The sequence below is a fragment of the Lawsonella clevelandensis genome, assembly GCF_001293125.1.
GTDB classification, from domain to species: domain Bacteria; phylum Actinomycetota; class Actinomycetes; order Mycobacteriales; family Mycobacteriaceae; genus Lawsonella; species Lawsonella clevelandensis.
In genome coordinates, this window is record NZ_CP009312.1 from 1275282 (window position 1) to 1294746 (window position 19465).

The 19465-nt window shown below is 60.3% G+C and carries 19 protein-coding genes, 1 tRNA gene and 1 pseudogene; 11 read left to right on the forward strand and 10 right to left on the reverse strand.

What is annotated here, in order from left to right; all coding sequences use genetic code 11:
- Positions 1–43: 43 nt before the first annotated feature.
- Positions 44–1834: an ABC-2 transporter permease gene (locus tag IY73_RS05370; RefSeq protein WP_053962193.1), complete on the forward strand. Its 1791-nt coding sequence runs from the start codon at positions 44–46 to the stop codon at positions 1832–1834.
- Between the two features lie 88 nt (positions 1835–1922).
- Here the strand turns inward: IY73_RS05370 and IY73_RS05375 are convergent, their stop codons facing one another.
- The 3 genes from IY73_RS05375 to IY73_RS05385 form a co-directional block, all read right to left on the reverse strand.
- A complete protein-coding gene (locus tag IY73_RS05375; RefSeq protein WP_053979033.1) occupies positions 1923–3242 on the reverse strand; it encodes a DUF4185 domain-containing protein in 1320 nt (439 codons plus the stop codon).
- Between the two features lie 250 nt (positions 3243–3492).
- A tRNA-Pro gene (locus IY73_RS05380) sits at positions 3493–3569 on the reverse strand.
- 56 nt (positions 3570–3625) lie between these two features.
- The gene (locus IY73_RS05385) at positions 3626–4531 is read right to left on the reverse strand and encodes a metallophosphoesterase (RefSeq protein ID WP_053962195.1); all 906 of its coding nucleotides are present in this window, start codon (positions 4529–4531) and stop codon (positions 3626–3628) included.
- A gap of 274 nt (positions 4532–4805) precedes the next feature.
- Here IY73_RS05385 and IY73_RS08655 point away from each other — a divergent pair.
- The 3 genes and pseudogenes from IY73_RS08655 to IY73_RS05395 all read left to right on the forward strand — a co-directional run.
- Positions 4806–5105 (forward strand): annotated as a pseudogene (locus IY73_RS08655) (WhiB family transcriptional regulator); the annotation flags it as partial.
- 321 nt (positions 5106–5426) lie between these two features.
- The gene (locus tag IY73_RS08265) at positions 5427–5582 is read left to right on the forward strand and encodes a hypothetical protein (RefSeq protein ID WP_096334770.1); all 156 of its coding nucleotides are present in this window, start codon (positions 5427–5429) and stop codon (positions 5580–5582) included.
- Positions 5583–6041, forward strand: coding sequence for a RidA family protein (locus IY73_RS05395; RefSeq protein ID WP_053962196.1), 459 nt, complete (start codon positions 5583–5585; stop codon positions 6039–6041). It begins immediately after the preceding gene.
- 126 nt (positions 6042–6167) lie between these two features.
- On the opposite strand, the gene IY73_RS05400 is transcribed toward IY73_RS05395, so the two are convergent.
- Positions 6168–6803, reverse strand: coding sequence for a Crp/Fnr family transcriptional regulator (locus IY73_RS05400; protein WP_053979211.1), 636 nt, complete (start codon positions 6801–6803; stop codon positions 6168–6170).
- A gap of 201 nt (positions 6804–7004) precedes the next feature.
- A complete protein-coding gene (locus IY73_RS05405) occupies positions 7005–7271 on the reverse strand; it encodes a hypothetical protein (protein WP_053962197.1) in 267 nt (88 codons plus the stop codon).
- A gap of 44 nt (positions 7272–7315) precedes the next feature.
- On the opposite strand from IY73_RS05405, the gene nth reads away from it, so the two are divergent.
- Positions 7316–8128, forward strand: a complete 813-nt coding sequence (gene nth / locus IY73_RS05410; protein WP_053979212.1) for an endonuclease III — start codon at positions 7316–7318, stop codon at positions 8126–8128.
- Between the two features lie 189 nt (positions 8129–8317).
- Entirely contained in the window at positions 8318–9553 is a 1236-nt protein-coding gene (locus IY73_RS05415; protein WP_053979034.1) for a MarP family serine protease, read from the forward strand.
- On the opposite strand, the gene IY73_RS05420 is transcribed toward IY73_RS05415, so the two are convergent.
- From IY73_RS05420 to IY73_RS05430, 3 genes are all read right to left on the reverse strand, one after another.
- Positions 9550–10551, reverse strand: a complete 1002-nt coding sequence (locus IY73_RS05420) for an alpha/beta fold hydrolase (protein ID WP_053962200.1) — start codon at positions 10549–10551, stop codon at positions 9550–9552. The genes IY73_RS05415 and IY73_RS05420 overlap by 4 nt on opposite strands.
- Before the next feature lie 57 nt (positions 10552–10608).
- Entirely contained in the window at positions 10609–11124 is a 516-nt protein-coding gene (locus tag IY73_RS05425) for a phage holin family protein (protein ID WP_237023723.1), read from the reverse strand.
- A 129-nt stretch (positions 11125–11253) separates the two neighbouring features.
- Positions 11254–12162 (reverse strand): glycoside hydrolase family 25 protein, encoded by a 909-nt coding sequence (locus IY73_RS05430; protein WP_082346595.1) that lies wholly within the window; start codon positions 12160–12162, stop codon positions 11254–11256.
- Between the two features lie 1043 nt (positions 12163–13205).
- On the opposite strand from IY73_RS05430, the gene IY73_RS05440 reads away from it, so the two are divergent.
- The 3 genes from IY73_RS05440 (at position 13206) to IY73_RS05450 (ending at position 15385) form a co-directional block, all read left to right on the forward strand.
- Positions 13206–14150 carry a CpaF family protein gene (locus IY73_RS05440; RefSeq protein ID WP_053979036.1) on the forward strand — a complete coding sequence of 315 codons (945 nt, stop codon included), beginning with the start codon at positions 13206–13208 and terminating at the stop codon, positions 14148–14150.
- Positions 14143–14994 (forward strand): hypothetical protein, encoded by an 852-nt coding sequence (locus IY73_RS05445; protein WP_053979037.1) that lies wholly within the window; start codon positions 14143–14145, stop codon positions 14992–14994. Before IY73_RS05440 ends, IY73_RS05445 begins: the two co-directional genes overlap by 8 nt.
- A 184-nt stretch (positions 14995–15178) precedes the next feature.
- Positions 15179–15385, forward strand: a complete 207-nt coding sequence (locus IY73_RS05450) for a DUF4244 domain-containing protein (protein ID WP_053962715.1) — start codon at positions 15179–15181, stop codon at positions 15383–15385.
- Positions 15386–15568: 183 nt separating this feature from the next.
- Here the strand turns inward: IY73_RS05450 and IY73_RS05455 are convergent, their stop codons facing one another.
- On the reverse strand, positions 15569–15829 hold the full coding sequence (locus tag IY73_RS05455) for a hypothetical protein (RefSeq protein ID WP_148565061.1): 261 nt from the start codon (positions 15827–15829) through the stop codon (positions 15569–15571).
- Between the two features lie 7 nt (positions 15830–15836).
- Here IY73_RS05455 and IY73_RS05460 point away from each other — a divergent pair, with 7 nt between their 5' ends.
- Together IY73_RS05460 and IY73_RS08360 are read left to right on the forward strand one after the other, a co-directional pair.
- The gene (locus tag IY73_RS05460; protein ID WP_053962204.1) at positions 15837–16232 is read left to right on the forward strand and encodes a TadE family type IV pilus minor pilin; all 396 of its coding nucleotides are present in this window, start codon (positions 15837–15839) and stop codon (positions 16230–16232) included.
- A gap of 116 nt (positions 16233–16348) precedes the next feature.
- Positions 16349–16771 (forward strand): pilus assembly protein TadG-related protein, encoded by a 423-nt coding sequence (locus IY73_RS08360; protein WP_148562342.1) that lies wholly within the window; start codon positions 16349–16351, stop codon positions 16769–16771.
- A gap of 136 nt (positions 16772–16907) precedes the next feature.
- Here IY73_RS08360 and IY73_RS05465 read toward each other — a convergent pair whose 3' ends face one another.
- Complete coding sequence (locus tag IY73_RS05465) at positions 16908–19400, reverse strand: DEAD/DEAH box helicase (RefSeq protein ID WP_053979039.1); 2493 nt, start codon at positions 19398–19400, stop codon at positions 16908–16910.
- Positions 19401–19465 lie beyond the last annotated feature (65 nt).

Sequence of the window (19465 nt, forward strand, 5' to 3'; positions counted from 1 at the left end):
CTCTAAAGGTGATAAGTCGGGGTCGATTGCTTAGGCTAGAGACATGAGTCGACGCCCCTCCCTGAAAAAGAGTTCCGCAGCTGGAACGACGAAAAAGGCCTTCGGTAAGAAATCTGGAGAGAGTTCTGCCGACGGTTCATCGACCACCCTGCGGGGGTTGTCGGTCTTTGGCCGGCTCTTCGCCATGCTGGTGCCGTCGCTGATCATCGCGGCGATTGTGGCCGGTTTGGGTATTCACCTGTCCGATTCGTGGCAGGTGGGTGCCGCCTCGGGACAATCCGCTAATGAGGAAGCTCGCCAGGAACTGCTGGCTGGCGAGAAGGCGCAGTCTAATCTGTCGCGCGCCAACGATGCGATGTCGGCGGCGAATACTTCTGCGGGGCTGTTGAAGACTGGCGTAGACCAGCTGGATGAGGGTGCTGGGAAGCTGAAGAATGGTTCCGCCCAGGCCCGCTCTGGTTCGGCTGAGTTGTCGAATGGTATGGACCAGGTGGCGGACGGTACTCGCCAGCTCGGTTCGGGTGCCAAGCAGGTGGCCGGGGGTGTGTCGGAGGCCGTCAATGGGGTGATTTCGTTGCGTCGTTACCAGGCAGCCGCGGCTGCTGTGGTGGATGCCACCATCCCCACGCTGGTGGGGAATGATCCCGATACAGTGCGAACCCGTAAGGCTTTGCAAGAACTGTCGAAGACGCTGCACGACTCACGGCAGACGGATCAGGCTATTAAAGATCTGCGTCGCCTGCAGGCCGGGGCTAATGAGATCTCCCGCCAGCTGAACCCGGGTGGGGCGTACTACAGCGGCGTGATGAAGGCCCAGTCTGGTTCGAAGCAGTTGGCGTCAGGTCTGGTGCAGTTGGATAACGGGATGGGCGAGTTGGTGTCCGGTGTGTCCAAGTTGCAGGGTGTGGCGACGACCAATGAGCGCAATACGAAGAAGGCCCATACGGCCATGTTGGAACTGATGAAGCTGTCCAACGACCAGAAGGTTGCGCAGATGGCGGAGGAACAGTTGGCGCTGCAGTCGAGGGGTCAGAAGCCGAGCTTGCCGTTGGGCCAGGCCTATTTGGTGTCGGCGCTGCTAGCGTTGGCGGCAGCGGTGGCTTGGTGGTCGCGGCTGCGGTTGGGGCGGAAGGAAATAGCGGCGGTGTGGCTGCTTATGACGGTCATTTCGGCGACGGCGATCCTCACTGCCATGGCGGGTCTTAATGCGATGGTGGGCACCTTTATGGTGTCGACGTTGGCGGTGGGTTCGGCGGCCTTGCTGTTGGGGTCGGGTGCCGTGGTGCTTTTGTTGGGCCGCAAGTGGGGTCTGCTTCTCAATATCTTCCTGGTGTTTGTGCAGGCGTCGGTGTCGGGCTTCGTGTGGTTGACGGAGTGGCCCTCGCGGATGAGCCGTTTCTTCGACTCCCTCATGCCAGTGTCGTATATCACCTCGGCGTTGGCGGCGATCGGTAATGGCGGCGATCCGGCCATGGCCTGGTTGGCGAATGGTGCCCTGTTGGCGTTGACGACGATTGCGATCTTCGTCATCTTGACGGTGCTGCGGCGCCGTCCGGATGCTGGTATTCCGACGGATATTCGCCCGGTGAAAGTGGGGCGGAAGGTTCCCACGACGGTGACAGCACCGGCGTCTGTGGTGCAGGAGGGCTCCGCGGTGGAGACGGGCGTGTTTACCCGGGTGTCTTCGGCTACACCGTTTGCGCCGATGGACACGGGATCGTTGGCAGATCTTGAGGTGGCGACGACGATGCCGGAGGACGGCACGGAGGATCTTCCCACCCAGATCATTAATCTGGATGAGCGGCCGGAGCAGCCGCGCGATCAGCGGCGCTAGCTGCTGCGCCGGGCTATTTGCCGACCCAGCTACTGCACGTCTGACTGTTGCGCCGGCGCTAGCTGCTGTACCGGGATGCTACGCCCGGCTAGAAGCCTAGCGGTGTGTACATGGTCACGACGTTGTAGTCCTCCCAGATGGAGAGGAGGAAGAACAGGTTGGGGCCACGCCGGTTGGGGAGTAGCTGCGGTGCGTAAGCGGAGTACGTGGAGGAGCCCGTGCTGTAGATTTCGCGGCCGGGGCTCCACAGCACACCGTCCAGACTGGTGGAGAGAATGACACCGCCGTCTTGCATGCGCAGCATGTTGAAGCGGCGGAAGAGCGGATCCCACTGCACACTCAGCTCACCGTGGATGAAGGCCATGACGTTGAAGGCGCGTTGGGGTGCGTTCTTGGTCCAGCGAAGGCCGGTCCAGTATTCACGGGCGGAGAGGTCGCCCACTTTGCTTAGGGGAACGCGGGCGACGGCTAAGCCACCGACTTCGCGGCCTTGGCGGCTGCCGAATTCGTAGAGGTAGTCGCCGCGTTTAGCGAAGGATACTTGCTGGAATTTGGCGTAATTTCCTTGTGGGCGGATGAGGATGGTCTGCCAGGTTTTGCCGTGGTCGTAGGAGGCGGAGATCCCGGAGCGTGAGGTGAGCCATTTGCGGCTGTCGCCGACGAGCCGGGAGACCGACTGCCAGCCCACGTATTGCACGCCTTTGTAGCTGAAAGCGCCGGTAGGGATCTTGGAGCGTTCGAAGCCGTTGATATGGGCGGAGTGGATGGCTTCGCGGGCTTTGCCGTCCTTTCCCACTTCCCAACGTTCCAGCTGGAGACCGTCACCGTAGGCCAGGTCGTGGGTGAAAGCAAGGGTGTTGGAGCGCATCCGGCGATTGCCGTAGTAGTTGATGCCGATAGTGTCACCGAAGATAACAAAAGTGCCGCCTTTACCATCATCCCAGCTGACAGCGACGTCACCTCCCCACACATCGGCATTCCGACAAGGGAGACAGGAGACCCCCAAGAGGGGGAAGACGCCCACTTTGAAGGTGCCGCCGTAGGGGTAGGGAGGAAGAACGACAAGTCCGGTGCGTCCGTTGCGGAGGGGGACCGGGTCGGGAACGAGAGGGAGGGTGGGGACGGGGATAACGGGTGCTTGGAAGTTGGTGTGGAGGGCATCGGCGGTGCGCGAGCGGCCTTCGGTGAGCCAGGAGGGCACCTGTGCTACTTGGGGTAGATCGCGTTGTGCGAGGGCGCTGTCGGTGACGGGGCGGGCTTGGCCAATGGGCATGGGCTGGCTGCGCAGAACCCGGTTGAGGTGGTTGGCAGCAGCGGGGGTGGTGGGGGAGAGGAGCGTGAGCCCAAGTGTAGAGATGACGCCAAGGCTCAGGGCAGTGGTGCGCAGGAGTCGGCGGTGCAGCGTCATAAGTCGTCCTCTTCATTCAACTTTCGGTGGACCTGTGACAGGTGTATGTACACATGATGGCATAGAAATGGATGGCTGGAAAGGAAAATTTTGGGCAATGGGACAACAAAGAAGTGACGTATGTGACTCGTGAGACTTGGTTAATACGCTGAAAATGCTCGCCCATAGCGATACCAACCTCATGCCGCCGGTGTCTCCCTTGGACGAGGGTATAAAAAGACCGCCCTCCTTGAGGAGAGCGGTCCTCACCTGGTCGGGGTAGCGGGATTTGAACCCACGGCCTCTTCGTCCCGAACGAAGCGCGCTACCAAGCTGCGCCATACCCCGGTTGATGCTTCACTAACTTTAGTACACCAAACAGAAAATAACGAAAATAAGCGCGGCTACTGGCGCGCGGTCAACTCCAGCAGCGTGACCTCCGGCGGACAGAATAGCCGGAAGGGAGCGTACGGGGAGGTTCCCAGACCGGCCGAGACATTGAGCCACAGGTGCGCGAAGCGGTGCAGCCCATGGGCTCGCTTCCGGTCGATCCCACAATTGGTGACGATGGACTTTCCATTCGGTAAACATACTTGCCCACCGTGAGTGTGGCCGGCCAAGGCAAGGTCGTAACCATCCTCGGAAAAGCGGAGCAATACCCGCGGCTCCGGGGCATGAGTGAGGCCGATGGCCACATTTGTGCCGGGGAGGGGCCTCCCTGCAATGGTTTCGTAGCGGTCGCGGTCGATATGTGGGTCGTCCACACCCGACACCATGATGTTCACTCCACGAATGTTGATGGCATGGCGTTGGTGCGTGGCGTCCTTCCATCCGCGCTCGTGGAAAGCGGCCCGCATTCCCTGCCAGGGGAGGGGTGGCCGCTTACGGAGAGTTGATTCCCCCCGCAGATAGCTCAGTGGGTTCTTGAAGTCGGGGGCAAAGTAGTCGTTGGATCCGAAGACGAAAAAGCCCGGCACATCGAGCAGTGTTCCCAACGACTGGACGACGTGGGGCACTGCTTTCGGATGAGCCAAATTGTCCCCAGTGTCGATGACGAGATCCGGGTGGATATCCCCCAATAAGCTCAGGAAATGCTGAAGTTCCTTATTCTCGGGCGTCATATGGAAATCACTGAGGTGGAGGATACGGATGGGGTCGGAACCAGCTGGCAGTAGGGGAAGGGTTTCCTGTTTGACCACAAAGTGCGTCCGGCCCAGCGTGGCCGCGTACGCAGCTGTCACCACACTAGACACTGCACCTGCGGCAATGCCGCTGGCTAGGGCATACAAGGGGGGACGCTTCGGAGACATGCACCAAGGGTACCTGCTTTTGAATCTGTTTGTAGCAAGGCAGTCTCATTGAAACGAATGAGACATAGATTATCCTTAAAAATTGCCATGAGTGTATTGCATCTTTGGTATAGGCACGTACGATCACTGTTATCGCCTTATATTTCCCAGCGAAGACTGTGGGCGACCGGATCTCGACATGGAGGAGCGGCCGATGACGACGATCGACTCCCGTCGACAGTATGTCGACGCCGATCAGCAACCCTCGTCTACCTCCTCTGCCCCTGCCACCCAGATGCATAGCCCGGCAGATAACCTCCCATCACTTTCCACCAAGCGCCAAGGAATTTACTCCTGGGAGCGTTCGGAATGGGTTGCCCACGCCCTCTGCCGTGAAGACGGTGGAGATTCCCTTTTCGTTAAAGGTGCCGCACAACGCGCTGCCGCTTTGCGTTGCCGCGACTGCCCCGTCCTTATCCAGTGCCGCTCGGATGCCCTCGATTCCCGCGTGGAATTTGGTGTCTGGGGCGGTATGACGGAACGCGAACGTCGTTCCATTCTCCGTCACTTCCCGGATGTGCCCTCCTGGCGTGATCTTCTCGATCCACTCAGCCGCAGCGCCACCATTGCGGAAGGGGAAGGGGATCCGGAAGGCGCGCTGGAAGCTCTCAAGACCTTAAACGTCAATACGGAACGCCGTTTCAAGCGTCATAAGTCGTCCCAGATTCAGCAGTTCACCCGCGTCCTCACCGACATCGCTAACCGGCTGGACGCTGCCTCGGAGGATGACGACGACTCCGAGATCGAGACGCTGGAAACCCTTGAGACGCTCCGCAATTTCGGTGGTCGCGCAGAACTCGACTAACGGCACCGGCAGATTCCCCCTCTTTGGTAGAACAGTCGCTACACTTGTGTCATGCGATTCGAATACGCCACTGTGCCTTTGCTCACCCACGTCACTAAGCAAATCCTCGATCAATGGGGTGCTGACGGTTGGGATCTCGTCACCGTGCTGCCTGGCCCTACCGGGGAACAGCACATCGCCTACATGAAGCGCCCACTGGAGGACTAAATGAACTGGGAACAACGCCTTAATGAGCTCCACATCGATCTTCCCCCGGTAGCGCCGCCCGTCGCCGCCTATGTACCTGCCAAGCGGGCCGGTAACGTTGTTTACACGTCCGGCCAGCTGGCCTTCGTGGATGGCAAACTGGGTGTCACCGGTAAAGTGGGCGACCAGGTCACCGCCGACGAGGCCTACGCAGAAGCTCGGGTGGCAGTGCTGAATGCTGTTGCGGCAGCTGCCTCCGTGTGTGGACTGAACAACATCAAGTCCATCGTGAAGGTGGTTGGGTTTGTGAACTCAGCCGAAGGCTTCACTGGCCAGGCCGGCGTCATCAATGGTGCCTCCGAGATGCTGGGGGCAATCTTTGGCCAAGCAGGCCAGCATGCACGCTCCGCGGTGGGGGTCGCAGAACTGCCTCTCGATGCGGCAGTGGAAGTGGAACTCATCGTTGAGGTTGAGGACTAACACCACTCTTTACTAGGTAGTGGCCCGGCTAGCTAGTGGGCCACAGTGAAACAAAAAGGTGCCCCTTCCGCTTGCGGAAGGGGCACCTTCATAAGCTATCAGGTGGTGCACAGTATGGTGGAGCGTTTAGCGGGCGCGACGGGCCAGGTGCTCGCTTTCGCAGATCACCACCGCTTTGCCGTCCAGGCGGATCCAGCCGCGGTGCGCGAACTCTGCTAGAGCCTTGTTGACGGTCTCCCGGGAAGCACCCACCAGCTGGGCAATCTCTTCCTGAGTGAGGTCGTGGTTGACGCGGACGGTGTTGCCTTCCTGGCTACCGAAGCGCTGGGCCAGCTGCAGCAAGGCCTTGGCGACGCGGCCTGGCACATCGGTGAAGATGAGGTCTGCCAGGCTGTTGTTGGTGCGGCGCAGGCGGCGGGCCAACACGCGGAGTAGCTGCTCGGCAATCTGGGGACGGGCGTCGAGCCAGCGGCGCAGGGCCTGCCGGTCCATGGTGTAGGTGCGGACGTCGGTGACGCAGATACCGGAGGAGGTACGCGGGCCCGGGTCGAAGATGGAAAGTTCACCGAACATGTCGGAGGGGCCCAGGATAGCGAGGAGGTTTTCACGGCCGTCGGGCGCAGTGCGGGACAGCTTTAGTTTGCCGTCCACAATGATGTAAAGCTTGTCGCCCGGTTCGCCTTCGCGAATGATGGTGTCGCCCTTGCTGAATGATTCAGGTACCAGATCCTTCAGCAGTGCAGAAACGGAAGCTGCATCCATACCCTGGAAAATGCCAGCGCGCGCGAGAATATCCTCGTCCACGGGTTACCTCTTCTCGAGTGGAACTAATACGAAAAGTGTAGCGCATCGCACAGTTTTTTCCGGAATATCGGGCAGTTCTGAAGGGGTGTCTTTGCTGCCGCACAACTACCCACCGATAAGAATATATGCGGAAAACCTTATGCTGCACGGGTGGGTTGGCTACTCCGCTGTAGTCGGTTTGTCGTCAGCCGGGGCGTTCTCCGGCTCGGTAGTCTCCAACGGGGCACCATCCTCCACCACAATGATGGCCGTCTCCGCGGTTGCCGGAGACCCCTGTGGGGAGGTGGGGATAATAGTGACGGCAGGAGTGGTCACCACCCCAGGCTCCGGAGGGCTAACGATGGTGCGCTCCACACGGTCCATAATGAGCGCGAAGGCACCTACCGCAAAAGGCATCAGAACGAGAGCTAGTGCATACAAACCCATACCTTAAGTAAACACCATCCGGGCGGAAAAAGTATTCTGTGGTTATGGCTGCCCCACAATCCCTCACCCCCTCCCCGGTGGAGTCGCGTCCGCGGGGGCCCCGTCATCCGGCCGCGACCGGTGCAGAGTCTCGGCGTGGACTTGTCACTCGCGCCCGCCGCATGACACGTACGCTCGCCGTCGCGTATCCCGAGGCTTACTGCGAACTCACCTTCCGCAGCCCCTTTCAACTGCTTGTAGCGACGGTGCTGTCCGCCCAGTGCACGGATGTGCGGGTGAACCAGGTTACCCCCGAATTGTTCCGGCGTTTTCCCGATGCACACGCCATGGCGGCGGCCCGTCTCGTCGAAATTGAGGAGATCATTCGCCCCACCGGCTTTTTCCGTGCCAAGGCGGCTAATATCCATGCCCTCTCCACCCAACTAGTAGAGCATTGGGACGGCGAAGTACCATCCCGCTTGGAGGATCTGGTGGCGCTTCCTGGCGTTGGTCGCAAGACTGCCAACGTGGTGCTGGGCAACGCCTTCGACACCCCTGGCCTTACCATCGATACACACTTCGGCAGGCTTGCCCGACGCTGGAAATGGACCGAGAGCGAGGACCCCGTCCAGGTGGAGAAAGAAGTAGGGGAGATTATTCCGCGGCCGGAGTGGACGGTGCTATCGCATCGCATCATCTTCCATGGGCGACGGGTCTGCCATTCGCGGCGTCCCGCCTGCGGTGCCTGCTTCCTGGCTGCGGATTGCCCCAGTTTTGGGCTCGGCCCCACCGACCCCGGTACGGCAGCGGACCTGGTGAAGGGAGAGAACCGTACAGAGTTGCTGCGCCTGGCGGGAATTGAGGAAGAAGCACAGTAGCGGGGAAAGGCACAGTTGTGAGCAGCCATGTTGGCATGTGTCCAGACGTGACTCGGCTGTTTTCTCCGGTAGGATTTTGAGAGATAACAGAGGAGAGGGCAGCGTGGGCTGCGCGGATGGGGCAGGAATAGGCTATTCAGCCACCATCTGGCGTAAACCCGCCCTGGTGCACGCACGAAGGAGGCAGAGGTGTCTGCACTGACATTCGACATCTTGGCCTTGCTTGCCTTCATCGTCTTCGGTGCCTACGGCTGGGTGACGGGTTTCACCCCCAGCCTGTACGGATTCTTCGGTGCCACCATCGGCATCATCATCGAGTATTTCACCCTCCCCTATATCCTTTCCGCCACCACCAACGGGCAGCTCCGTTTTATCGTGGGCATTACCTATGGCTTTGTGCTGGTGTCTTTCTGCTCGGTGGGGGCAGAGATTCTGGGCCTCTACATTCGGGATCGGCTGGGGTTGCAGAAATCCCGCATTTCCCGCATGGCCGGCTCTTTGTTCAAGATTTTCCTGGCTGCCGTCCTCATCTGGGTGTTTTTCTCGCCCCTTTCGGTCCAACCCAATACGCACTTGGGTAAGGTGATGCGAGAATCCCGCGTGATGACCGTCATCGACACCTTCGCCCCTAATGCGGCGCAGAAAATTCCCGAGATGCTGGACGATTCTGCGCGCACCGCATCCCTCCAGCAGATGACCGGTCGGTCCTCCCAGTTCGCCGGTTCGGGTATCCCAGACGAAAACATTGTGGAGACTCCTGCCATCGTGAAGGCCCGCCGCAGCGTGGTGAAGATTGTGGGCGAGGCGACTGACTGCCACCGCAAGCTGGAAGGCACCGGTTTCATCTACTCTCCGGGCTTGGTGGTGACAAATGCACACGTGGTGGCGGGTGCCCGGATTATTCGCGTACACACGGTAAAGGGTGTGTTCCGGGCACGCCCCATTGTTTTTGACGCTATGCGAGATGTAGCGGTGCTGTGGGTGCCGGAGATTTCCTCGAACCGCCTGGTGCTGCCAGCGCTCTTACCTACCGACGAAACTACTGTTGAGGCCGGTCAGGCAGTGGTGGTTCCGGGCTTCCCCAACAATGGCCCCTACCGGGTGGCGCCGGCTCGTCTCCTGGAACACTTCATCCTGCAAGGGCCGGGTATTTATGGCACGACCATTGTGGAACGACAGGCTTATGCGCTGTTGGGTGGCGTGATGAGCGGTAACTCTGGTGGCCCGCTGTTGAACCTCAAGGGCCAGTACCTGGGCATTGTGTTCGGGGTGGCGACGGACAAGAACAATACCGCCTATGCGCTGAGCTACAGCGAGGTGGAGCCGGTGCTTCGGAAGGCGATGACAACCCGCGAGAAGGTGTCCACGGGGCGGTGTGTGCCGATGGAGACGGAAGTCACTCAGACGACGGTGAAGCAGAGCTAGCGTAGGGGAACTGCGGCTAGACGGGGCGCCCCCAGGTAGTGCACGAGCAGGCCGGAGAAGAACTGTGGAGCCTCAAGCTGGGGGTAGAAACCGCAGTGCGGCACCGTCACCACCTGCAAACTTTCGGTGTAGCGGGTGCACTCCTTGAGTGCGTCGAGGGAGACGACGGGGTCATGTTCACCGCGGAAGGCGACGACGGGAAGGGAGAGGCGCCGTTTCATCTTTTGGGAGTAGCGGAAACCGTCTGCGCGGAAGCGGGAACGGCCCAGCCAGCGTAGGTATTCGTTAGCGCAGTACCCCACGTTGGCGATGCGGAGGGCGTCGCCGAAAACCTGCACGGTTTCTTTCCCGTCGGTGGTTTTTGTCCAGCCGGCGCTGGCACGATGCCCTAAGTAGTCCTCGATCCAGCCGGGTTGTCGCATCCGCCATTCGGGGAGGCGGGGAACTTGGGCGCTGACGAGGGGGCCAACAGTGCGGTTGTTGGTGAAAATCTTTTTGAGAAGGTCAACGCGTTGGATAAGGGGGTGTGGTGCCCCTACCACGATGAGTTTGGTGACGCCTTTACGGAACATGCGGGCCATGGTCCAGCCCACAGCGCCGCCAAGCCCGTGCCCGACGACAATGACTGTGCGGTGCCCGGTGGCACGGACTAGGCCGGCCATGTCGTTCGCGGCGGTCACCAGGTCGTAGCCGCGTGGGGGTTTGTCGGAGTTTCCATAGCCGCGAAGGTCGACAGCCATGGCGTGAAAGCCGGCTGCAGCGATGGGTTGGAGTTGGTGGTGCCAGGTCCACCAGTGTTCGCCGTAGCCGTGGAGGAGGAGGACGAGGGGCGGAAGTTCGCCTGGGGGGTGGTTGTGTTCCCAGTTGTTGGGGAGGACGTCCACAGCATGGAGGTGGATGCCGTTGGCGGAAATAAGACGATGCCGCCATGGGCCCGGGATGCATACACTGTCCGGTTCGGGCGGTGTAGCGGGGGTCGCGTGGCGGCTATCGTTCATGCCATTGAGAATAGCCCACCTGTGCGGTTTCTGTCGCGGTGTGGTGGATAGGTGCTATTACTGCAGATAGGTGTATCCGCTGGGGGCAGGCTTGGTGCTGCTGGGGACGACTTCCTTCAGCTTTTCAACAGACTCGATGGTCTTTTCGGGCTTCTCGACCTGCTTCATCTTCCAGATGCCGATGCCGACGAAGATACCAGCGAAGACCAACAGCAGCAGGAAGACGATGAGGTAACCGCACCAATCCCAGGTCTCAGTACCGAGCCAGAGGGAGAACAGGTTGGCCCACATCATGATGAAGGGGAAGAAGGACATAAGGGCAAAGACAGCGGCGACGATGAAGAAGATGCTGCCTATGGCGCCACGCTTCACCTGGAGGCCGATTTCAGCCTTGGCGAGCTCGATTTCTGAGCGAACGAGGGTAGAGACTTGTTCCGCGGCGGTCTTGGCAAGCTGGCCGATGCTGGCATCCTTGGGTTGCGGGATGGCGTCGTACATCGCGATGCCAGAGATCTGAGCGGAGGCGGCCGTATCTGCAGCCGAGTCTCCTCCGAAGCGGTCCTTGATGCTCACTGTTCCTCCAAAATAAAGATTGGGAAATTCCCGTAACTTCTATGGTGCCACGAAATGCTGGGCTATACCTAGAGTCTCGGAAACAATGTTGTGTACATGGGGGGCTGTTCTTGCCCGTATTTTACCCCGTCAGCCCAGTGTGGGAATCCCCTGTGGGAAAGCTTCTCGGAGCCGTTTTTCTACATCGCGTTGGATCTGTTGCTGCACCTCAGGTGGGATGAGCTTGCGAATATCGGGGATATCGTTCTGTTTGATGGTGGGGAGAGATGGCAGATTGGCAGGCTTGTCCCCCAAGTCTGGTTTGGGTTTCTTGAGTTTTCCGTGGTTGGTGAGGGCCAAGAGTTGGGCCTCTGTGCCATTGAAGGTGTTGAGATCAATAGGGGTGGCAACGCCGTCAACCCATCCGCTGCCGGTGTATTGCCAGAAGGTCCAGTTGGTCCAGCCGCCGGGGAGGGGGAGGGTGGGGCTGTTTTCCCCGTTGTAGTCGGCGATCCAGAGGGGACGTTCGGAAAACTCTTTGGTGTTGGCCATTTGGTAGCGCCAGAAGCCGGGAGAGACGTAGATGATAGTTTGTCGCCCAGTGAGTGTGTCCAAGGTGGTGAGGAAAGTACGTACCCATACTTGCAGGGCGACGGGTCCGAGTCCGCCAGTTTCTTCGAGGTCCAGGACGGGTGGGAGGTCGAGGTCGGTGGTGTTGGTGGCGAGGACTGCCGCGTAGTGCTGAGCTTGGAGAATAGCAGAGTATTGGGGCAGAGCGTAGTGGTAGGTGCCGCGAATGAGGCCGGCTTCCCGCATGGAGTCGGAGTCTTCTCGGTAGTGCGGGTTGACGTAGCTGATGCCTTCGGTGGCTTTGACGATGGCGAAGTGGTGGCCGGCGGCTTTCACACGGGCCCAGTTGATGGCTAGGGAACCGGGGTGTTGGTGGCTGGCGACGTCTGAACCTGCGAGGAGGGCGACGGCGGGTCCAGCGATGGCAAGGCTCACGGCGGTTGCGCCTGCGGCAATCAGCATCTTAGTACGGCTTAACCGGTGACTCATGTGAATGATGTTACCAGTGTTACTAATGTGATTTGTAATGAATGGGTGAGGTGTTAGAGAAAATTCCACCGATATGACGTGGGGTTAAGCCATCCCGGTAGCGATTTTTCACAACGCCGAACGGCTGGACCGCGACGGAGGGGAAGTGACGGAGGGGGAAAGCAAATAAAAACCCGCCTCGGACGCTCCGAGGCGGGTCTCTTTCACTGTAGATGTCAGTCGTGGACTGAACTGAGGTTCAAAATGTGGAATAGCGGCGAACATCTCGTCCGCCGCCTCCGCACGGTAACCGAATGATCAGATCGTGCCACAGTGGAGTCGTCATTGAGATTCAGCCGGCACTCCCACAAAACTCTCCAGCTCCATGGGACCGGCAACCTCCCGCTCGTAGGTGCCCGTCGAGACAGGCGACACGTGGGTATCCGATTACCGTGCAGGAAACCGTGACAGGGGGTCGAACCTTCTCTTCTGATCCGGCCTTTGCCGTCCTCGTTTTCCGTACTTTCATCATGCCTCGGTGCTGTAAAAGCAGCTATTGGGGGGTACTACAAACGAGCCGGATGGAAACAAGATAAAAAAACAATGGACGTTTTCCGACGAAATTATAGAAAAGCGAACAAATAGTATCAATGCAGGTCAAAGTGTATAAATTGAGAAGACATCAGTCATAGCGATGCTGAAATAAGCTCGAAAACTGAATGTCTAAAAGATAACGAAACGGTCGAGATTGCCATATCGTGTGACTCACACCACAAGAAAACGCTCAAAAAGGTGTTGATAGAGTTCTGTTGCAGCAACTCACCTCCGGCCCTTGGTGACAACTGAGAACGGGTAGACTCTCTCGCCCGCCCATTTAAAGCGACCGGCTGTTATCCACAACGCCGTGGTTATCCACATAACCTGCCTGCCAAGCGTCATCCAGCCCCCTTTAGAGTGGCCTCGCTGTGTCATCATGAGCACACTGACTGACCTATCGACCACGTTGTGAAACATTCAGCAGACTCATAGCAACCATGCGCCGCCCCCACCTGAAAGGAGGACCCATGCCCCGCGCCGACCTTTGGGGACCCCTCACCGGCCTCCTTACCGATCCCGCCATCGCCCCCACCCTCACCGACCTTATCGTTGGGCCACGCGGAGCAATCTGGGTCGACTGCGCTAACCACCCCGGAATGCGCCGCTACTACCAGCTAGAACTCTGTGAAGAAGACTGCCGCGCACTCGCCGTCCACCTCATCCGAAGTGCCGGCGGCCGCCTCGACGACGCCCACCCTTGGGCAGACACAGTCCTCCCCCTCGACGAGGACACCCTCGTACGAATCCACGCCATTCTCGCCCCCCTCGCGCACAACGGCACCACGCTGTCACTCCGCATCCTCCGCAGCAGCACCCACAGCCTGGGAGAGCTCGTCAGCAACGGCATGATGACCGAAGAACAGTGCGCCGGGCTGCTCCGCGACCTCCACCACCACCGCACCATTCTTATCTCTGGTGCCACCGGTGTCGGCAAAACCACCCTGCTCGGGGCCCTCGTCTCCGCTCTACCCGCGCACGAACGCATCATTTGCGTTGAGGACACCGCCGAACTTAACCTTCGCCACCCCCAGCTTGTACAACTCGTCACCCGACACGACAACACCGAAGGAATTGGCGGAATCCCCATGTCCACCCTGGTACGCCAAGCACTCCGCATGCGGCCAGACCGCATCATCGTCGGAGAAGTACGAGGCGACGAAGTAGTCGATCTCCTCACCGCCCTTAACACAGGCCACCATGGCAGCCTCGCCTCCCTACACGCCAATAGCACCGCGGACGTGCCACCCCGGCTACTCGCCCTCGCCCTCAACGCAGGAATGCCTGAAACAGCCGCCCACGTCAGCATTAACTCCACCCTTGATGTCATCGTGCACCTCGCTCGCGACGCCCACACTGGCCACCGCTACGTCGCCCAACTATGGCGCCGGGAAGAAGAGACTGCCCATGGGTAAACTCGCCATACTGCTTGCCTGCCTCATCTGGGGAGTCTGGGGGTGGAAAGTACACCACTGGGCAGCCGCTCAAACCCACCAACACACCCGGTGGGTCAACCAGCTCACCACCCTCCAGGAATCACGCACCGCACTCTCCACCGGCGGAACCGCCGCATACGAGACACTCCGCAACCTCCCACCAGACTGCGTACCGCAACTCCTCCTCGGCTTGCTCATCCGGCGAGGCACTCCTCTGGACGGCACACTAGCCGCTGCGGAAGAAACCCTACGTACCACACTCCATGCCGACTCCCAACGGCGCAACGCCCTCGCGGGGGTACGCGCCACTGTCCTCATCATGGTGGCCCTTCCCGTTTTCGGGATTCTGCTGGGCATGGTACTGGGAGCCCACCCCCTGCGCTTCTTTGCCCATGGCGGCGGCAGCCTTGCTTTGCTTGCCGGAGTAGGGCTACAAACCGCTGGACTGTGGTGGATTCGCCACATGGTTGACGGCCTACCGTCACCCTTCGACGCTTCCGTCGCCCAGCTCCCCCATCTCGCGGCACTCCTCCGGGCCGGAGTACATGTGGACGACGCACGAGCCCAACTGCCACCTACCCCCGCCTGCTGCGCCAACCTCCTGCAACTCTCGGCTCGGCAGGGTGCACCCATTGCCGACCAACTCGAGGCGCTCGCCCGAGACCGGCAACGCCAGGCCCTGGCCACCTGCGAAGAAGCTGCCCAGGAAATGGGAGTGCTGCTCGCCCGCCCGCTAGGAGTCTGTTTCCTACCCGCCTTCATGCTGTTGGGCATACTGCCCACCGTCCTGGAGCTAGGAGGTGAGTTTATCCACATCGTCTAAGTGCACCCGTCGGTGCGGCCCCCATATCCCCGTACATCCCCTGACTCTAAGGAGTTTTTCCATGCCCCACCCCTCTACTTGTAACAATTCCCGCCACAATGATGCCATGTCGGCAACGGGCACACGCCCAGGTTCCTACCGCTCCACTTCCACTCGTCCGTCTCTTGTCGAGCGCTCACCCTTCATGCAACGCCTCCTCACCCGCGCAGATTTTATCAACCGGCGGACTGAGACGCTCTGGATGGATGATGCCGGTATGAGCACCGTGGAATACGCCGTCGGTACTATCGGTGCAGCCGCTTTCGGCGCGGTCCTTATCGCAGTGGTGAAGTCTGACGGTGTGCAGCAGGCACTGCTGGATATCATCCAGCAGGCGCTCACTATCCGCTAACGAGACGCGGCGGCCGCCGAATTGGATAAGCAGTATCGGGGCGGCCGCACGCGGAAGGATGCGTCCGAGGGAGGCTTTGGGAAGCAAAAACTACTCACTGTGCTGGAATATCTCCTCGTGGGAAGAAAAACTCGAAAAATTCTTGTTGTGCGGAAGCCCCATTCCGTGAACTTTTCCCATTATCTACATCACACGCGCAACCAGTAGGAAGAGGGAACACGTGAGTTTCTCCCTCAAACCCACGAGCGTTCCCGACACAGCACACCAGGAGACGACTGCTCCTCCGGCAAACCAGGAGATGACGGCCAGCGAGGCCCGCAACGACTCCGTGGGAAGGGTTCCCCGCAGCTGCATCCCCCCGGTTATCCACAATGCCGCTAAAAGTGGGTAACCGGGGTTATTCTGTGCGATAACGGCAGTGCCCGCATGGCGCGGAAGGCACACTAGCGGCATGGTTTCTTTCCGCAATCTGCTATCGCGCACCACCCAGGTTCCTCCCAATGCCTTACGTTCCCTACACGCGTGGCCATCCGATGCAGGGATGGTGACGGTGGAAGCGGCCCTCGCCGTAGTCACACTTATGGCGGTGGTTGTCGTCAGCCTCGCCGGAATAGGAGCGGGTCTCACCCAATTGCGTCTGTCGGATGCTGCCCAAACGGTGGCCCGCAGCGTGTCCCGTGGTCAGACACTGCCCAGTGCGACCTCGTTGCATCTTCCCGCAGGTGCCCAGGTGCGGGTGGCCACACAGACAGGTTCCGCACAGGTGACGGTGGAAGCTCCGGCGGGTATGTTGCCGTTCACTCTGCATGCGGAGGCAACAATGCCGTTAGAGAAGGTGACGGAATGATGCCGTCTGCCGCGCCACTATCGCGCCACCCTTGTGCCTGCCGCTTGTCTGCCTGTCCTCCTTCTGTTAGCCGTCGTCCTGCTTGCCGACCGTGTGTTCGTTTTCTGAGCCCGCTAGTGCACCTACTTCATGATGAGAGCGGGGTAGCTACGGTTTGGGCTGCCTGTGCGTGCGCCGCCATCATTACTCTGTTGGGGCTGATACTGGTGGGTATCTCCGCAGTTCAAGCCCGTCATGAGACTACCGGATGGGCAGATGGGGCAGCTCTTGCAGCAGCAGTCAGTGTGCGCGAGGGAGAGCCGGCTGCCTGTCAGACAGCCGCCGCTTATCTTGTGCGGGCAAGTGGGGAGCAGGCGGCAACTATGGACCAGTGCGGAGTGTTCACTCATCCGGATACTCAGATGCCTGCTGTACGGCTGGTTATCCACCGATCTTTTGGCCGCTTCACTATTGTGGGGCGAGCCTGCGCCGGGCCGCTGCCCCGCCCACTACAGCCCCGCCCACTACAGCCCCGCCCACTACAGCCCCGCGTACCGTAGTCGCATATACCGTAGTCGCGTATACCGCAGCCCAGGACACTGCAGTCCGTACACCATTGCTGTACGGGCCATTGATTGCATGCACCGTTGTGCATTCGGAGGGGCACCTCAACCACAGGACTTTAGCAACAGTCCCCTAGAACGGGGGCAGACCATGGGAGCGGGATGGCGGGAGGTAGCCGTCATCCTCTGCGACCACTCGCCCTAGCGCGTCGAGAAGCTGCACCGCACCGGCTTTAGAAAGCGGCCTGTTGCCATTGCCGCACTTGGGGGACTGGATACAACTGGGGCAGCCCTCCTCACAGGAACACGCCGCAATGGCGTCTCGGGTAGCGCCCAGCCAGGTTGTGAATTCCCGGTATCCACGAAGCGCATAACCGGCCCCGCCCTGGTAGCCGTCGTAGACAAATACTGTTGACTCTCCAGTATCGTCGTGCAGCGGCGTTGACAATCCACCGATGTCGGCCCGGTCGCACCCCGCCAGCAAGGGCAGCATCCCAATGGCGGCGTGCTCAGCAGCATGGAGTGTGCCCGGCACATCCACATCATCAATTCCGAAGTGGGCGAAGAAATGTGGGTTGACGTGGTAGTACACGGCCTGGGTGTAGAGCTCGGTGGGAGGCATCTCCAGCTCCACCACATCGATAATTTCTCCGGTGGTGGCTTTGCGCTCGTACTCTTTCACCTGGCGTACCACCGTCACATCTGCAATTCCTACAGTGGCGGCGGTCGCACCCGAACCGAAGCGGCGTTCTTCAAGAATACGCTCCACATGGACGTCCGTGTCGGCCCGCGAGTAGGTGGTCCATGGGGGGACGGTGGCAGTCACACAGGCGATACCGTTCTCCAGGTCCAAGTCGGTTACCAGGTAGCTGTCCCCCTGGTGGAGGTAGATGGCGCCGGGATGGAGTTGGGCAAAGGCGCGGGGTGCATCGGCGGTACCCAATAGCTGACCGTCGTCCATACACACAATGGAGAATTCGTCGGCGGCACCACCGCGTAGCGACACCTGCTGCCAGGAGGAGTCGTAGCGTCCGGCCGGATACCAGGCACCACCTGTCCGCCTCGTCTCAGAGACAGTACGGTGACGAACCATCCCGTGGTCTTGCATTTCGTACAGCAGGGCCTCCACATCCACCCCATCACGCGCAGACCAGGCGGCTACTTCCCTGTCATCCAACGGTATTTCGGCTGTTGCACACCATAGTTGCGGCACCAGCAGGTTGGGATTCGCCGGATTGGTGACGGTAGCCTCTACCGGCTTATCCAACAGCGTCTCCGGATGGTGGATCAGATAACTATCGAGGGGGTCGGAGCGGGCAATAAGCACCACTAGTGACCCTTGGTTGCGACGCCCCGCCCGACCAGATTGCTGCCAAAAGCTGGCGACAGTGCCGGGGAACCCAGCTATTACCACCGCATCCAACCCCGCAATGTCCACCCCTAGTTCGAGGGCAGTGGTGGTGGCGGCCCCCAGCAGCGTGCCATCGTTGAGTTCTCGTTCTAGCCGGCGTCGATCCTCGGCAAGGTAGCCTGCCCGGTAGGCGCCAATCTGTTCCGCCAACGCGGTTGCTCGGTCGTGGGGCAGTTCCCCGCTTTCCCCTTGGCTGATAAGAGCGTGCTGGGTAGCCAATGCCGTATTTTCCGCCCCTCGTCTGCTGCGTACGAAGGCGAGGGTACGGGCGCCTTCCGCCACCAGGTCTGCCATGATGTTCGCGGCTTCCTTGGTGGCGGCCCGCCGGACTTGCGCTCCGTTTTCTCCCTCCAGTCCGGGGATGACGGGTGGTTCCCATAGGGCGATGGTGCGCTCCCCTTGGGGTGAGCCGTCCTCGGTAATGGCGGTGACGGGCATGCCGATGAGTCTGCTGGCGGCCTCTGCGGGGTGTGAAGTGGTGGCGGAGGCAAGGATGACGGTGGGTGTGGAGCCGTAGTGGCGAGCGAGCCGGAGGAGACGTCGCATTTCGATGGCGACGTTGCTGCCGAAGGCTCCCCGGTAGGCGTGGCATTCATCGATGATGAGGTATTTGAGGGTGCGGAGGAGGCGTAGCCAACGGCCGTGTTTACCGAGGATGGAGAGGTGCAGCATGTCGGGGTTGGTGAGGATGAAGCGGCTGTGGTAGCGGATCCAGCTGCGGTCTTCGGCGGGAGTATCGCCGTCATATTGGGATGGGTAGGAGGCTTGGAGGAGACGGCGTTGGGTGGCGTCCTCGGCCATGTTGGTGGCTCCGTTGAGTAGTTCGGTGAAGGAGCGGAGTTGGTCGGCGCCGAGGGCTTTGGTGGGGGAGAGGTAGAGAGCGGAGGCGGTGGGGTCCTCTGCCAGCATGGTGAGGACGGGGAGTTGGTAGCCGAGAGTTTTGCCGGAGGCGGTGCCGGTGGCAACGACGACGTGGGTGCCTTCCCAGGCGAGGTTCGCGGTGGCGGTTTGGTGGGTGTAGAGCTCGTCGATTCCTTGGTCGGTGAGCCAGCGGTGGGCAGCGGGGAGTACCCATTGTGGCCAAGGAGCGTACTGGGGGTCACGGCCCGGGAGCTCTCGCAGGTGAGTGACGGGGCTGCGGGTTGGGTCAGTGGTGCGGAGGAGGTGGGTGAGTAGACTGCGCCCATAGGTGTGGGGTGGTGGTGCAGTCGTCATGGCTCCATAGTAAAGAAAGCGTGTGACATGGGGGAGGTGTGTGGCTAGGTAAACACGTCTCAGCA